Raw genomic sequence first — 16,278 nt, 5'->3', positions numbered from 1 at the left:
ACAGAGGATGAGTCGCAAGTTGTCATCCGTTCAAGGGCTGCCATTCGGCAGCCCTTTTGCTTTCCATACGTCGCGGCCTCTACCCCATCACTTCCTTCTTGCTGATTAGCCTGAACGGACCAGTGCAAAGCTCTGCGCTTCAACCAGCGCATGCTCGATGAATTCCACGATCCAGCAGGCAACCAGGCGCTCGTCGGTAGGTTTCTCAAGGGAGGCCAACCATACCGGCACCTGATCAACGTTCAGTAATGACTGACGCTCGTTGACCAGTTCACGCGCCAGCTCGACGGAAAATTCGGGGTGTCCCTGAATGCCAAGAAAGCATTCGTCATACTGAATCATCGCGTTGGCGCAATGGGGAGCGCTGGCCACCACTTCCGATACCGGCGGCAGTTGTGTCACCTGATCCTGATGAACAACCACCAGACGCACATCTTCGCGCGGCGGTACCATCCAGTCAGCGGCAACTTCTACATGGTTAAGGGCGGTACCCAGCCCCCATCCCTCAACGCTGCGCTCCACCTTGCCGCCCAGCGCTTGCGCAATCGCCTGATGACCAAAACAGACGCCTATCAGCGGACGGCGCTCTTCCCACAGCAGGCGAATAAACCCCAGTAGACCCGCAATCCATTCGTTATCGTCGTACACGCTAGCCTTGCTGCCGGAAATTAGCCAGGCATCCATTGCCAGCGTATCGTCAGGAAGCTCGCCTTCATGTATACGCCAGGTTTCAAGTTCAATGGTCTCATCTACGCCCCGCAGCAGCTTCCCATAAAGTTCGGGATAATTGCCAAAACGCTCGGATTGTCCGGTAGCGAGATCATCACACTGTAATAGCCCTACTCTCATGTGCTGTTCCTATAAAGTGAGCCGCATTGCCGTGCGGAGGCTGCACCAGTAGTGCCGCGAGCCACAGGAAATGTGCTCTCATGCCAGGATTATTGTGTTCGTTGTCGGCACAGATACCGCCTAGACACGGTACGTCCCGAACAACCAACATACCTTAACCGTCGCAGCGACAACAGTGGGCACCCCGTCAAACGTGCATTGAACATTCGTCGTTCAAGATAGCCAAAGCGTTCCCGACACGTTCTGCTTCCATAAGAATGGCGGCGTGCAAGCGGGCAATCATCGTGTTAAACACGCGCTATATGGGCGTAGTTAGAAAGGCTACTCAGCAAGTGCTCCAACTGGCAGACCCGGTCGCACTACAGGCAGCGAACACCACGTTATCCGCCGGATTACAGGGAAGTCTTGCCATAACGATGAGAGCAATCGGTGAGGCAAATAAGAGAAGATCAATGCGCTCTCTCATTCCTTCCTTGAGAAGAGGAAAACCGTAAGGCAGTCGACGAAGTAGCCGCTAGAGGTGGAGGAAAGCGCTGTTCACAAGATGGGAAGCGGGTTAAGCAGTGCTAACAAGCCGTGATGGCGACGCGCATCGCTTAAGAAGAAGATCGGGCGCTGCGCAGCAAACTGCCGTTCAGCGCCCGATACAAACAAAGATAATCTTACCGATCAGTGCACTACTCGGCCTGATTGGCCTTGAGCCAGCGCTGCATCAGCTTGATTTCGCCTTGCTGAGCTTTAATGATGCGTTCAGCGAGGCGCCTCATTTCATTATCCTTGCCGTACTTAAGCTCCACCTTCGCCATATCAATGGCACCCTGATGGTGAGCGATCATCCCACGCACAAAATCGACATCAGCGTCGCCACTATAGTCCATGGACATGTTGTGGTGCATTTTTTCATTGGCAGCCATATAAGCCTGGCTGGAAGGTGCTTCAGATGAGTGCGTGGACATCTGGGAAGACCCCATTTCATGCTGACCATCAGCATCATCCGCCGCCAGCGCTGGCCCTGCCAGTGAGATAGCGGCACTTGCCAAACCCAGTGTTAGTAGACGCGCAATTGTACGTGACACGATCATCTCCTTAATCAGTCGAATAGCGGAGCATTCCAGACCTTACTCGCCGTCAGCCAGCTCTCGACGATAAGGAAGATCAGGCCCCTGGCGAGTACAGGTTACCCCGGCAGCACGGTTGGCGAAGGTAACCATGTGACGAATATCATCATCGGTCAGCGCAGCAACCCCTTCCTGGCTGGCGCCGTTATGCTCATCAAGCCAGCACAGCAGCGCAGCCTGGAAGGTATCACCAGCACCAACCGTATCAACCGCTTCAACAGGTTCAGTTGGCAGATCAATACGTCCTGAACGAGTAAATGCACTCACGCCGTTCACACCGCGCGTCACAATCACGAGCTGCGTGCGTCCAGCCAGCCACTCCTGCGCTTTATCACTTCCTTCACCACTATCGTAGAGCGACTCCAGATCCTCATCGCTGACCTTGATAATATCGGCGTGAGAAGCAAAGAAGGCAAGACGTTCACGCCAGCGATCCTTGTCCTTCTCGATTTTCAAACGCACATTGGGATCGAGGGTTACCAGGCGGTTTTTACCTTCCCGCTCAATCAGGGTGCCCAGCGTTTCAGAGGTGGGAGAGACCACCAGAGAATAGGAACCTACGTGAATTGCCTTGATGGAGTCATCAAGCTCCGGCAGGCTGCTGAAGGCCAGTGCGCGATCGGCACCTTTCTCATGATAGAAGGAATACTGTGGCGAACCGTTGGGGTCCAATGCCACCATTGCGATGGTGGTCTTGCAATCGCTTTCGCGCACCAGGTACTGGCAATCCACGCCTTCCCGCTCCAGCACCTTGATTAACCGCTCACCCAGAAAATCGCTGGAGATGCCTGTCAGCAGCGCAGACTGGCCCCCTAGTCGAGACAGACCAAAGGCCACATTGAACGGTGATCCTCCGGCTACTGCGCGAAAATCAATCGCTGCCGCAGAATCGTCATCACCAGCATGGGCAAACACATCGAACAGCGCTTCGCCACAAATCAAAAACATGGTATTTCCTTAACATACGGGCAGCCATATAAAACGATCATGCGCTGCCTTACGCCTATATAAAGCGGGAATTTCAAGAGCACTGCTGCGCTCTGTTTCAAATAACGGTACGAGAGTTTCATCAAACGCTTTCCCAAGGCCCTTTCACACCCAAACAGTGGCGTTAGGTACCCAGCATCTCAGGCTCCCCCTATCGGATCAGGAGATGAAGCCAGCAGACCTTACAAGCGTCATTTAGAGAAATCTATCCAAAAAATAACCGCACCAGGCGGTTTGAAACATACACTCTCTTGAGGCTCGGGAATGCGACTACTGCCGCTATTTTTTGGATATCATTCCAGGATGAAGCGCCTACCCACGAACGTTACAACACAGGGCTCGGCACTGCCGAACCCTGACATTATCAACAGCCTGCGATTAAAGGAACTTGCCCATCGCCAGCGCGTTGTCGAGCATACGGTTGGAGAAGCCCCACTCGTTGTCGTACCAGGAGAGGATTTTCACCAGCTTGCCGGAAACACGGGTGTGGTTCTTGTCAAAGATCGACGAATGCGAATTGTGGTTGAAATCCACTGACACCAGCGGCAGCTCGTTCACTGCCAGTACGCTGGAGCCTTCTGCCGCCTTGTCGATCAGCGCGTGAATCTCTTCCTTGCTGGTTTCACGAGACGCGGTAAACGTCAGGTCAACCACCGACACGTTGATGGTCGGAACGCGCATGGCGAAACCATCAAGACGCCCTTTCAGTTCAGGAAGTGCCAGCGCAACCGCAGAAGCAGCCCCTGTTTTGGTCGGGATCATCGAGTGAGTGGCGCTACGCGCACGATAGGTATCCTTGTGATAAACATCACACAGGTTCTGATCGTTGGTATAGGAGTGGATGGTGGTCATCAATCCGGTTTCGATACCGATACCGTCGTTAATGGCCTTCGCCACGGGCGCCAGGCAGTTGGTAGTGCAGGACGCATTGGAGACGATGTGGTGCTCTGCGGTCAGCTTGTCGTCATTGACGCCAAATACGCAGGTCAGGTCAGCATCACCGCTGGGGCCAGAGAGAAGCACTCGCTTGGCACCCGCTTCCAGATGCTTGGCTGCATCGGCACGCTTGGTGAAGATACCGGTACATTCGAACACGATATCAACGTTCTGCTCTTTCCATGGCAGTTTGGCCGGGTCGCGCTCAGCCGTGATGGCAATCTTGTCGCCATCTACACTGATGGTATCGCCGTCGTGCTTGACCTCGAAGCCGAAATGACCATGAGTAGTATCAAATTCCAGCAGGTGAGCATTCAGGGCCGAGTCGCCCAGATCGTTGATTGCCACTACCTCAAGCTTGTCGCGATAGCCGTTTTCATAGAGCGCACGCAGAGTGTTACGTCCGATACGTCCGAAGCCATTGATGGCAATACGCAAAGTCATTGATATCTCCTTGAGCAGAGTGTCTGTTGAACACAACCTGATGCTTTCCATACATAAGAGGCACAGAAAGCATTGCTGATTCTCTATAACGAGGTCGGCTGATCGCTAGCATACTGCATCGCTTTCACGAGAGCATCCTGCGTTACTGATGAATCCGTGGATGTAGCAAATATTGCTAAATTTACGCACATTCTGACGTTTGACCAGCGACTCCGATGCCCACCTTTAGTCTAATACCACGCCGCACCGGTTGACTATATGAAGGGTTAACCTGACTTAATACAAATATAAGCCGCGTCTGAATACATTGGTGCTGTCTGGCTACAGTCCGTTACCATAGCGATATAGACGCTCGATTTCTGTTGAGCAATCACGGCAATATCCGGTGGGGCAGCCACCAATGTGGTGACACTTTTTTATGCCCAGCCAGGCAAGTTACGGAGAACAAGTCATGTCTCGAATGGCCCTTGTTGGCGATATCGGCGGAACCAATGCACGTTTCGCTCTGGTAACTCCCGGTGAATTCGAACTTCACCATATTGAGGCGCTGCCTGCGGAGGAGTATCCAACGCTGTCTGATGCCTTGAGGGCCTACATCGAGAAGGTCGGCTGCAAGATGCCAAAGGAAGCGTGTCTGGCGTTCGCGTGCCCGACACACGAAGACGAAATAAAGATGACCAACAACCCCTGGGTGCTGAGCAAAAAAGCGCTCAAGGAGGAGTTCGCCTTTGAGACCTTCAAGGCTATCAACGACTTCACGGCACAGGCGCTGGGGCTGCCCCACATTGGCAGCGACGATCTTCATCAGGTGGGGAAAGGCGGTTCTGCCGAAGGGTGTGCTCGTCTGGTCATTGGCCCTGGCACCGGCCTGGGCGTTGCAGGGCTGGCACCCAGTCAACGCTACTGGATTCCGCTTACCGGTGAAGGCGGTCACGCCAGCTTCGCCCCTACCGACGATATTGAGATGAAGCTGCTGGCGTGGTTCCGCGCGCGCTATGACCGCGTCTCTGTCGAACGCATGCTGTGCGGCCAGGGGCTGCTTGACCTTTATACGGCGCTGGCCGAGTTCGACGGGCTTACTCCTACCTGCACTACTCCCCCTGAAGTCACCGAAGCCGCCAAACAGGGCGACCCACTGGCGCTCAACGCAGTTCTGCGTTTTTGCCGCATTCTCGGCCATACAACGGGGGATGTAGCACTGACTTTGGGCGCGCGCGGCGGAGTCTATCTGGTCGGTGGCATTTTACCGCGACTGCTCGACATTCTTGATGACAGCGATTTCCGCATTGCTTTCGCCGACAAGGGGCGCATGGGTGGATACACTGCCGGAATCGCTACCTGGGTGGTCACTGCCAAATGGACGGGGCTGCTCGGGGCCGCTGAAGCGTTATATAACGAGGAGGTATCCACGTGAGTGCATCCAATGTACTGAGCAGGTCCATCCCGGCAGATCTTGCCGAGATGGTAGCCGCGACCGATGGGCAGCGTGAGGTTGACTGGCATGGTCGCAAGGTTGTGGTCATTCATGAGCAATGGGGATCGCTTGCGGTATCGCTACAGGGAGCGCAAGTGCTTCACTTTGCCCCGCGCGGCCAGTCACCATGGCTGTGGCTAACCGCAACGCCCTACGAAGCGCCTCAGGCCATTCGCGGCGGCATTCCGCTGAGCTGGCCATGGTTTGCCGATCGCGAAGATGGTCAAGGCCCGCAGCATGGCTATGCGCGTATCGCCGAATGGCGTCTGGATGCGAGTGAGGAAGAGAACGACGGTATCGAGCTGCACTTGTCACCGCTGCAACCGCTGGATGAGCAACTTTCCCCGCGTGTCGTTATCAAGGCCAACCACCAGCGTCTGCGTGTAGAGCTGATTACCGAGCATACCGGCGATACACCGGTACGTTTCACCCAGGCCCTGCACAGTTACTTTGCCGTCTCCAATACTCACTCCAGCCGGGTTGAAGGGCTGGCAGGGGCCACTTTCATTGATAAAATGAATGGTTTTCGCGAATCCGAGCAACAGGGTGAACTGGCCGTCAGAGGAGCGCTTGACCGCATGTATCACTCCAATCGTGCCCTGACGCTGGTTGATACCCGTGCCGAGGGAGATCATCGTCTGCGTATTGCCAAAGAAGGCAGCGATTCGAGCGTGATCTGGCACCCCGGCGACAAGCGTCCCAACGATATCCCTGCCGACCATCTTTACGGCTTTCTATGCGTTGAAGCCGCGTGTACCCAGCTCGATCCCATCTGGCTGGCACCAGGCAGCCAACATTTGCTGGCCCAGCAGATTACTCTCGACTAAACGCCCTGTTATTCTATGACGCGGGGCGACAACGCTCGCCCCGTGCGATCTTCGACTTCTCCATAAAGGATCTTTCGCGTGGCTGAACCCAGGGCAATCGACAGTCCATTTATCCTCGGAATGCGTAACCTTCACCAGCGACCGGAGCTGGATACCCCTTCTACCCTGGCTGACTGGATCGAGCAGCGTGTCGATGAAGGACTGCACTGGTTCGACCATGCAGACATGTACGGCGATGGTTCCCGCATGGGAGATGCCGAGGCGCGTTTTGGTGAGGCGTTGGCTCTACGCCCGGCGCTGAAAGACAAGGTGGGGATTATTGCCAAAACGTCGATTATTCCCGCTACCCTCGATACCTCCCCCTTCGCCGTCAAGCATTACAACAGCTCCCCTGACTACCTGACTCAAAGCATTGACGATTCGCTCAAGCGTCTTGGGGTCGAGCGGCTTGACCATCTGCTGCTGCACCGCCCCGATCCATTGCTTGACCCCGAAGCTACCGCTCGGGCGCTGGAAGACGCCATGCAGGCAGGCAAGGTGGGAGCCATTGGTGTCTCCAATCATCTGCCAGCGCAATGGCGCCGTTTACAGGCGGTACTCTCCACTCCCCTGATGCTCAACCAGTTCGAGCTGTCCATCGCACGCAGTGCGGCACTGTTCGACGGGCGTTGGGACGCCTCCTGTCAGGATCAGCTACAGACAGTTGCCTATTCGCCGCTGTTCGGTGGTCGGCTATTTGAAGGTGCGCTTGTCAAAGAGATGCTCTGCCAGCTGGCGGAAGAGCACGGCTTGTCGCCTGCCGGTATCGCACTTGCGTGGCTGACCCGGATTCCCGGCAAGCCAACAGCGATTATTGGCTCGTTGAAAGCCGCAAGAATTCAAGCGCTGCTGGAGGATTCAGCCAAGTCATTTACGCTGGAGCGTACTGCGTGGTTTGCATTGCTTGAATCAGCCCGCGCTCATCGCGTGCTGTAACTTCCGGCAAACCATCGTTTGGGGTAGGCCAACATTTTGGGCGGGCTAACCATGCGCAGCTCGCCCATAACCGCTTGATGCAGGTTATTTTTGCAGAGCATTTTCCCGCCAGCGCTGTAAAAACATGTAAATAAAACAAAAAAAACCCGCCTCAGGGAGGCGGGTATAGAAAAACAGCCGAGGCTGTCGAGAGAGACTTTGACCACTTCGTGCCATGCACGATGCGGCGCAAGGAGTTGATGTAGAAAATTGTAGCCAGAGAATTGTGTAGTAACAATCCTACTTTGCGCTTTTTTTGCTAATTGCGACCATATGCCACAGGTAGCGCCGCTTCTCTCATGTGCGTTTTATAACGACATTCGACAGCAAGATACCCCCGCGATAGCGCACATTTCTTATAAAAATAGCCCCGACCAGACAGGCCGAGGCTACTGTGATGCTGACCATTCCCGCTTGGTCGGCTGATCTTTCAGGGGTGTTTAATACTCTTCGTACCAGGAGTAACCATCGCGGGTAATCATGGCGATAGAAGAGACCGGCCCCCAGCTTCCTGCCGGGTAACGCTGCGGCGGCACACCACGCGAGGTCCAGCCGTCGATCAGCTTGTCTACCCAGCGCCATGACCATTCCACTTCATCGCGGCGCACAAACAGGTACTGACGTCCCTTCATCACTTCGAGAATCAAGCGCTCGTAAGCATCGGGGATACGTTCGGTCGGGAATGCCTTGTGGAAGTCGAGATCAAGCGGCCCAGGGCGCAAACGCATGCCTTTATCAAGGCCGGAATCCTTGGTCAGGATTTGCAGATTGATGCCTTCATCAGGCTGCAAGCGGATAACCAGCTTGTTGGTCGCAAGGCCACGCTGATCGGGGTCAAAGATGTAGTGAGGCTGCTGGCGGAAGTGAATGACAATCTGCGCCAGACGCTCTGACATGCGCTTGCCGGTACGCAGATAGAACGGCACGCCCGCCCAGCGCCAATTGGCTACTTCTGCCTTCAGGGCAACAAAGGTTTCAGTGTGCGAATTGACATTGGCGCCCTCTTCATCGAGATAGCCGGGCACCTGCTTGCCACCGGACGTACCTTCAGTGTACTGACCGCGTACCACGTCGGTCGCCAGACGCTCGCCTTCGATGGGACGGAGCGCTTTCAGCACCTTGACCTTTTCGTTACGAATACTGTCGGCATCCAGACTGGTGGGCGGCTCCATGGCGATCATGCACAGAAGCTGCATCAGGTGGTTCTGGAGCATATCGCGCACCTGCCCCGCCTGATCGTAATAGCCCCAGCGCCCCTCTACGCCGACCGTTTCCGCCACGGTGATCTCAACGTGAGAGATATTGGCCTGGCTCCATTGGTTGCCGAACAGCGGGTTGGCAAAACGCAGCGCCAGCAGGTTCTGTACGGTTTCCTTGCCAAGATAATGGTCGATGCGATAGATCTGGTTTTCAGCAAATACCTTGCCGATGGCATCGTTGGTCTCAATGGAGGTCTCAAGATCGTAGCCGATCGGCTTCTCAACAATAACGCGGCTCTCCTCATTGAGCGCCTTGCTCTTGTCGAGATTCTCGCAAATAACCCCGAAGATGCTGGCAGGCACCGACAGATACACCATCAAGGGTGAGCCACTATCCTTGTTCCACTTGGTGATGGCGGTGTAGCCCTTGGTATCCGAGAAATCGAGTTTCAGATAGTCGAGGCGCGCCAGAAAGCGCTCAAGCACCGTGTCATCGAGTGACTTCTTGTCAACATGCTTGTGCAGGGCATCGCTGACAAGTTGCGTAAAGCTGGCAGCGTCATGTTCATGACGCGCCAGGCCCAGAATGCGTGTGTTGTCCGCAAGCAGACCGCCATGCTCAAGAAAGTACATTGCGGCATAGAGCTTGCGCACGGCCAGATCACCAAGTGCACCGAATAAAGCGACATCCACCGCCGGCGTCTGTTCTACTGCCATTGCGGGCTCTCCTTATGAATACGGGTAGTAAGCGACAACATTAATCATCGCAACGCATGTAAACAACTCCAACAAACGTAAATTTACAACATTTGCGAATTGTCCTTCGACCTCGGGCAAGAATATCACACCGTTTTGGGCAAACTGACATCGCATCCGCAGCCGCCACCAGATAGCGTATCCCCTACGACTTGCTGCCCCTGTGCTGCTCAACCCTCTATACTGTGGCGTGAGAGCGATGGTAAAGCAGTGATATTTCCATCTTGTAAACAGATAAAGCGGAACGACAACCCACATGGTGGCACACGATTTATTAAGCAAGCTCCGTGAACGCTTGACCGATCTTAACCGATCAGAGCGCAAGGTAGCTGAAGTCATTCTCAAAGATCCCGCATCAGCGACAGGCATGAGTATCGCTACACTGGCGCAATCCGCCGGTGTCAGTGAGCCGACGGTCAATCGCTTTTGCCGTAACTTCGATGCCAAGGGATACCCCGACTTCAAGATCAAACTGGCCCAAAGCCTCGCCGGAGGCACGCCCTACGTCACCCGCTCGGTGGAGAGCGATGATGATGCCAAGGCATATACCGGCAAGATATTCGGCGCAACCATCGCTGCACTGGATACATTCAGTCGGCAGCTATCCCCTGAATTGATCGAGCGCGTGGTCGATCATATCTCTCAGGCGCGGCAACTGTTCTTCTTCGGGCTGGGCGCTTCTGCCCCCGTTATCGTCGATGCCCAACACAAGTTCTTCCGCTTCAACATGCCGGTGGTCGCCTACGAAGACGTGTTGATCCAGCGCATGGCTGCCGCCGCGATGACCACGGGAGACGTGGTGGTAGTCATTTCGCATACGGGCCGCACACGAGAACTGGTGGAAATTGCCGCCAGCGCGCGCGAAAACGGTGCCGTGGTGATCGGTATTACCGAGGATGATTCGCCACTGGCTGCCCAGTGCAGCGCCGTGCTGGGTGTTGAGTCGCCGGAAGATACCGAACTCTACATGCCGATGACTTCACGCATCGTACATCTTGCGCTTATCGACGTGCTGGCAACAGGAGTAACGTTGCGCCGCGGCGAGGATTTCCTGCCTCATCTCAAGAAAATCAAGGATAGCCTGAAGCCGACAAAATATGCGCGCGGCGAGTCGCTATAATTCCCGGGCAGTGACAGGAAAGATAGGCTCTACTTTGGTCGAATTTGTCTTCAAAACAGTGCGTTAACAATTCCCTAACGAATAAGTTAGGTGCAAGCTAATAGCACTTACGGCAAGTTCTCTGGAGAAAAACAATGGCAAATACCCCATTGGACGGCACTTCATCGTCGTCGTCCTCATCCAGCGCCGATATTGTTCCATTGGTATGGCTAAGTGCATCGCTGGCGGCTCTGGCCGGGCTGATGTTTGGCCTCGACATTGGTGTTATATCGGGCGCATTAGGGCTCATCAAGGAAGAGTTCCACGTCAGCACGCTTACGGAGGGCTGGATCGTCAGCTCCATGATGGGCGGTGCAGCAGTAGGCGCGCTGGCCGCAGGCTGGGTATCCAACCGTCTGGGGCGCAAGAACGCACTGCTGCTGTCGAGTGTTCTCTTCTTTATCGGCGCCCTGGTGGTTGCCATGGCCCCCAGCGTAGAGGTCATTATTGTTGGACGCATATTTCTGGGGCTGGCGGTAGGCGTTGCTTCCTTCACCGCACCGCTCTATCTCTCGGAAATTGCGCCTGAGCGTATCCGCGGCACCATGATCTCGTTCTACCAGCTAATGGTTACCGTGGGCATCCTGGCGGCCTTCGTCTCAGGGCTTGCTTTCAGCTATATCCATAGCTGGCGCGGCATGTTTGGCATATTGTGCGTGCCCTCTGCCGTTCTGTTCATTGGCGTGCTACTGGTCCCTAATAGCCCTCGCTGGCTGGCTTCCCGTGACCGCTTCGATGAAGCCAAGGAAGTGTTGGGCAAGCTTCGCGCCTCGCGTGCAGAAGTGGAAAAAGAGATGAATGAGATCACCGCTGCGGTAAATAGCGATGATCACACCAGTGGCTGGAAACTGCTCGCTCGCAACCGCAACTTCCGACGCTCCGTTGCACTCGGGATCGGGCTACAGCTGGTACAGCAGTTTACCGGCATGAATGCGATGATGTATTTCGCACCGCGCATCTTCGAGCAGACCGGCTTTGGCAGCGAAGCCCAGCTCTGGAGTACCGTGCTGGTCGGCCTGGTCAACGTGCTCGCCACCATGATTGCCATTGGCTTTGTTGACCGTCTTGGCCGCAAGCCCATGCTCTACATTGGTTTTGCGGTCATGGCAGGGGGCCTTGCCGTAGTCGCCGCCATTATGGGCATTGGTGCCAGCACCTCCTTCCTGCAATTTACTGCACTCATCGCGTTGCTGGTCTTTGTGGCAGGTTTTGCCATGTCGGCAGGCCCGCTGATCTGGACCCTCTGTTCCGAGATTCAACCGCTGGCAGGGCGTGATTTCGGCATCAGCTGCTCAACCTTCGCCAACTGGGCGTCGAACATGGCACTGGGAGCGTTCTTCCTGCTGATGCTCAACAACCTCGGCGGTCCGGTAACCTTCAGCATCATGTGCGTCTGCAACCTGCTCTACATTGTCTTCACCTGGGCCTTCGTTCCCGAGACAAAAGGCGTATCGCTTGAGCACATCGAACGCAACCTGATGGCCGGCAAACCGCTGCGCCAGATCGGTCGATAATCTCGCCGATAGAAAAATCAGTGCAATACTCTGCCGGGGCGAGGTTATGCCCCGGCATTTTTGTCTTATAATGTCGGCAGTTTTTTCGACAGAAAGAGAGATGGCTATCAACTGCGCCCCTCTTGCTTCGCTGTCGAATTCATCCAATCGCCACACCTGGCCGTCGTTCGATCCAAATGATGACTGCCAGCAGCGTGACGGCGCGATTAGCTTTCCACACACCTGAAACCGTCGAACGACACGGTTTCGAGCACAATCGTTAGAGGCCTCGGCATGCGCACTTGCTTACTACTGGTGTTGCGTAATCATGGATCACAGCTACCCGACGCACTTAAGCGACTACGGCCACTCGATCTTCCCGTTCTTGTGGTGGATGACGGCAGTCATCCGGTGGAAGCCTCGCGCCTCAACGATGCGGCATCACAGCACAATATTGACCTGATCCGTCTGGTGCGTCGCAGCGGGCAAGGTACAGCAACCAGAGTAGGTCTTGATGAAGCGCAGCGGCTTGACTACACCCATGCTCTTCAATGCGATATCGAGACCGAATTTGATATTGATGATCTAAAAGCGCTGCTCAAGGAAAGCGAGCAGCGTCCTGATACGCTTTTTTATCTTTCGAATAGCGATACGGCATCCAAACTTCCGCCTTTCGCCTCCATTATCGCCCGCATTGCCACGCTGCATCGTCCGTTCCTGCAAATGCGCAGCGGATTACGACTGTATCCCACCACACTTGCCAACCAACTCTTGAGTGGCTGTACATGCAGCAGCAGTCGCGGCTTCAGCACCGAATTTTCAGTGCGCTGGTACTGGAAGAACCTGCCTATCGCGGGCTGCCCCGCCACGGTAACAAAGGAGGCATCACCGCCCCGCGTTAACCTTGGCAGAGCTGCCACTATCAGTGCCCGGTTGATGCTGGGAATGGTACTCAGGCTACCGTTTTTGATGCGGCGCTATTGGGTAAATAAAGAGAAGGAAATGGAACAGGCATAAGGTACGCGGCCCCTTTGCTTTGGGCATTTTTCAGTGGCCTGTCCCTGTTCCGGAAAGAGGGCATGATGCCCTTATCACGCAGGCAGCATCTCTTGTAAAGGGAAGGTTGGGCGAGAGGGAAATCAGCAAGATACCCCTCGCCCTTCAAGGAAGGAAAGGGTCAACGCCCACAGTAAAAAGCTGCGCAGGCTTCAGAACAGTGCCAGATAAGGGCACCTCACCTGCGCAGCAGCTTTCCCGCTAGATGCCCATCTTCTCGATCCACTCGGCTATGCTATCGCCGCTTCCGATGCTGGCATTCGCCAGACCATCGACCATAAAGGTAGGCGATACATGAATACCGTTCTGCCGCGCATATTTGGTGTGCCGCTTCACCAGCTGTTCCAGGGCAGGCTCATCGAAAGCCTGCCGCATATCCACACCACTGACAGCGACCAGACGATCAAGAATATCATTGGGCGTCGCATCGCGGTTGGGGCCGGTGGCGTGATCTTCAAATTCAAACTCTTCACGATGCGCACCAATCGCCGTCAGTAGCTGCAATACCTGCTGCTTGCCGTCTTCAAGTGTCGAGGCAGCCAGGATCGCGCGCGTAATCACGCCCGAGTACATGTGCCAGGGCTGGGAGTGAAGCCAGATACGCACACGCACCTTGTCCTCGCCCGCCTGCTCGACCAATGCTGCCAGCTTGTTGAATGCCTTGACCGAGAAGGGACAGGTAGGCTCCAGAAAAGCTTCTATGAGCCGCGCCCCGCTGCCCCATTCCAACTGCGTTTCCTCAAAACGATCGGTCACCATGTGTTCACTCCTTGATATCAAATACGTCGCTACGCGCGTAACGATCCAGCATGCCATGTTTCAATGTACTGGTGCCACGTACTTCAACCGTCACACCATGACGTTGAAGCCGCGCCACGATATCGTCCAGCGCGCTGACCATCGTGATGTCGTGCACCACCGCATGGCGAATATCAATGACAACACGGCGCGCATCAGTGCGCACATCAATGGCTTCGCGCAGCATATCGGAGGAGGCGAAAAAGAGCTGCCCTGCCACCATGTAAACGTCACTATCGCCTTCACGCTGGTGCGTAATGCGTACCCGTTTCATCGCCTGCCAGGCGAAAATAATGCCGCTTAACAGCACGCCCACCGCAACTCCCGCCGCCAGATCCTTGGTAATAATGGTCACAGCAACAGTGGCAACCATCACCAGACTAGAGAGCTTGGGCGCAATCACCAGCCCCTTCAGCGAACTCCAGTCGAAGGTGCTGACCGATACCATAATCATGGTAGCTACCAGTGCCGCCATCGGCACCATAGCGACGTAATCATGTAGCACCACCATCAGCACCAACAGAAACGCGCCAGCAGTAAATGTCGACAAGCGCCCTGCGCCGCCGTAACGCAGGTTACCTACTGTTTGCCCCACCATACCGCAGCCCGCAATTCCGCCGAACAAGCCTACCGCGATGTTGGAGATCCCCTGACCGGTACACTCCATGCGCGGACTGGTGCGGCTATCGGTGGCGTTCTGTACGACTTCCGCCGTCATCAGTGATTCCAAAAGCCCCACCACCGCCATCGCCAATGCGTAGGGGGCCACCGTCAGCAGCGTCTCCCAGTTCCACGGTACAGAGGGCCAGACCAGAGAAGGCAGGCCGGAAGGAAGTTCGCCCAAATCAGATACCTGCGCCACAGGCATGGGATGAAGCGCAACGATGGTGGTCAACACCACGATGCACACCAGCGGTGAAGGGATAAATGAAACCACGCGAGGCAACAGGTAGATAATAACCAGCCCCAGCGCGATCAACAGATAGGTATGCCAGTCCACTCCCAGCATTTGAGGAAGCTGGGCAGCGAAAATCAGAATCGCCAGCGCATTCACAAAGCCCGTTTTCACTTCCCGAGAGACAAAGCGCATGGCTACATGCAGCTTGCACAGCCCAAACACGATTTGCAGCACGCCCGCCAGCAGCGTAGCTACCAGCATGTACTGAAGGCCATGACTGTGCACCAGCGGCGCGACGATCAGAGCCACCGAACCCGCCGCCCCCGAGATCATGCCGGGCCTGCCGCCAAACAGCGCAATACTCACAGAAATAACAAAGGACGCGAACAGCGAAACGGCGGGCGGCACGCCAGCCACATAGGAGAAGGCAATCACTTCAGGGATCAGTGCGAACGTACCCACCATGCCGGCCAGTACTTCGCGCACGGGGTTTTCACGCCATTGAGCCCAGTATCGAGCAACACGCACAGGCATTATCCTTGTCACGGCAAGCTGAGAAAGCGCAAGAATACGCCAAATGAACGCTTAAATCTAGCTAAACCCCAGGCTTTATGGCGTACCCTCAAGGCCATAAAACCATGCTTTACGCTTATTCCTCACCGCCCTTCTCCTGCCAGGCTGAACCAGGTATCAGCGCCTGCACATTGCCCGACTGCGTCGAGAAGTATTAGTCTTATGCGCTATTCTGGTGGCTTCTGCCGCTACGATTCGTGTATCAGGCGAGACACCACATGGAGGAGATACCCATAATGTCACGCTTCATCCGTACCCTGCTGGGGGTGGCAGCCATGCTGTGCACCACCACGTTAGTACCGCAAGTGGCCCAGGCCGACGAAATGATCGCCGTGCCTTACCGTGATGTGCTTGCCGTTCCTCTGGCAAAGGAAAAGCTTAGCCCCGCCGTGCGCCTCTATTTCGGGGATCAGCTGTATCCTCAACCGGACAAGGAGGAAGGCGGCTTCTACTTCACCCGACGAGTCAACAAAGCGTTCAAGTCTGGCGAAGAAGCGTGCCGCGGCGCAGCCCTGGAAGCACTTACCGATTTGCAAAAACGCGCCAACGATATCGGTGCCAATGCGGTTACCCACATTTCAAGCTACTACAGCAAACAGCTACGCAGCGATGACAGTCTTGATTGCCATGTAGGCATGTTCACCGTTGAGGTGACGTTGAAAGGCAAACTTGCCATCATCAGCGGTTAATCCCCCTT

At 55.3% G+C, this 16,278-nt stretch carries 14 protein-coding genes; 7 read left to right on the top strand and 7 right to left on the bottom strand.

Annotation, left to right across the window (positions count from 1 at the left end; translation table 11 throughout):
• Positions 1-105: 105 nt before the first annotated feature.
• The 4 genes from L881_RS0104270 to gap form a co-directional block, all read right to left on the bottom strand.
• Entirely contained in the window at positions 106-849 is a 744-nt protein-coding gene (locus L881_RS0104270; RefSeq protein WP_025732480.1) for a glutamine amidotransferase-related protein, read from the bottom strand.
• A gap of 677 nt (positions 850-1,526) precedes the next feature.
• On the bottom strand, positions 1,527-1,925 hold the full coding sequence (gene copM, locus L881_RS0104265; RefSeq protein WP_245587923.1) for a CopM family metallochaperone: 399 nt from the start codon (positions 1,923-1,925) through the stop codon (positions 1,527-1,529).
• 42 nt (positions 1,926-1,967) lie between these two features.
• On the bottom strand, positions 1,968-2,915 hold the full coding sequence (locus tag L881_RS0104260) for a carbohydrate kinase family protein (protein WP_025732478.1): 948 nt from the start codon (positions 2,913-2,915) through the stop codon (positions 1,968-1,970).
• Positions 2,916-3,332: 417 nt separating this feature from the next.
• Positions 3,333-4,334, bottom strand: coding sequence for a type I glyceraldehyde-3-phosphate dehydrogenase (gene gap / locus L881_RS0104255; RefSeq protein WP_025732477.1), 1,002 nt, complete (start codon positions 4,332-4,334; stop codon positions 3,333-3,335).
• 451 nt (positions 4,335-4,785) lie between these two features.
• Between gap and glk the strand changes: the two genes are divergently transcribed.
• The 3 genes from glk to L881_RS0104240 all read left to right on the top strand — a co-directional run bounded on the left by glk (position 4,786) and on the right by L881_RS0104240 (position 7,610).
• Positions 4,786-5,748 (top strand): glucokinase, encoded by a 963-nt coding sequence (gene glk, locus L881_RS0104250; protein WP_025732476.1) that lies wholly within the window; start codon positions 4,786-4,788, stop codon positions 5,746-5,748.
• Between the two features lie 47 nt (positions 5,749-5,795).
• On the top strand, positions 5,796-6,635 hold the full coding sequence (locus L881_RS0104245; RefSeq protein ID WP_034578698.1) for a D-hexose-6-phosphate mutarotase: 840 nt from the start codon (positions 5,796-5,798) through the stop codon (positions 6,633-6,635).
• Between the two features lie 78 nt (positions 6,636-6,713).
• Entirely contained in the window at positions 6,714-7,610 is an 897-nt protein-coding gene (locus L881_RS0104240; protein ID WP_025732474.1) for an aldo/keto reductase, read from the top strand.
• 479 nt (positions 7,611-8,089) lie between these two features.
• On the opposite strand, the gene zwf is transcribed toward L881_RS0104240, so the two are convergent.
• Positions 8,090-9,565 carry a glucose-6-phosphate dehydrogenase gene (zwf, locus tag L881_RS0104235; protein WP_025732473.1) on the bottom strand — a complete coding sequence of 492 codons (1,476 nt, stop codon included), beginning with the start codon at positions 9,563-9,565 and terminating at the stop codon, positions 8,090-8,092.
• A 295-nt stretch (positions 9,566-9,860) separates the two neighbouring features.
• Here zwf and hexR point away from each other — a divergent pair, with 295 nt between their 5' ends.
• The 3 genes from hexR to L881_RS0104220 all read left to right on the top strand — a co-directional run bounded on the left by hexR (position 9,861) and on the right by L881_RS0104220 (position 13,273).
• Positions 9,861-10,724 (top strand): transcriptional regulator HexR, encoded by an 864-nt coding sequence (gene hexR / locus L881_RS0104230; protein WP_034578602.1) that lies wholly within the window; start codon positions 9,861-9,863, stop codon positions 10,722-10,724.
• A 134-nt stretch (positions 10,725-10,858) separates the two neighbouring features.
• Entirely contained in the window at positions 10,859-12,277 is a 1,419-nt protein-coding gene (locus L881_RS0104225) for a sugar porter family MFS transporter (protein WP_025732471.1), read from the top strand.
• Positions 12,278-12,550: 273 nt separating this feature from the next.
• Positions 12,551-13,273 carry a glycosyltransferase family protein gene (locus tag L881_RS0104220; protein WP_156926496.1) on the top strand — a complete coding sequence of 241 codons (723 nt, stop codon included), beginning with the start codon at positions 12,551-12,553 and terminating at the stop codon, positions 13,271-13,273.
• Between the two features lie 240 nt (positions 13,274-13,513).
• On the opposite strand, the gene L881_RS0104215 is transcribed toward L881_RS0104220, so the two are convergent.
• Both L881_RS0104215 and L881_RS0104210 read right to left on the bottom strand, forming a co-directional pair.
• Positions 13,514-14,071: a DsbA family protein gene (locus L881_RS0104215; protein WP_025732469.1), complete on the bottom strand. Its 558-nt coding sequence runs from the start codon at positions 14,069-14,071 to the stop codon at positions 13,514-13,516.
• A gap of 4 nt (positions 14,072-14,075) precedes the next feature.
• Positions 14,076-15,536 carry a SulP family inorganic anion transporter gene (locus L881_RS0104210; protein ID WP_025732468.1) on the bottom strand — a complete coding sequence of 487 codons (1,461 nt, stop codon included), beginning with the start codon at positions 15,534-15,536 and terminating at the stop codon, positions 14,076-14,078.
• 281 nt (positions 15,537-15,817) lie between these two features.
• Here L881_RS0104210 and L881_RS12815 point away from each other — a divergent pair, with 281 nt between their 5' ends.
• Positions 15,818-16,270 carry a hypothetical protein gene (locus tag L881_RS12815; protein WP_025732467.1) on the top strand — a complete coding sequence of 151 codons (453 nt, stop codon included), beginning with the start codon at positions 15,818-15,820 and terminating at the stop codon, positions 16,268-16,270.
• Positions 16,271-16,278 lie beyond the last annotated feature (8 nt).

Origin of the sequence: Carnimonas nigrificans ATCC BAA-78, assembly GCF_000526695.1 — a bacterium.
Classification (GTDB): Bacteria; Pseudomonadota; Gammaproteobacteria; order Pseudomonadales; family Halomonadaceae; genus Carnimonas; species Carnimonas nigrificans.
Note: the sequence above shows the minus strand (reverse complement) of the source record. Positions and strands in the feature narration are given on the sequence as shown.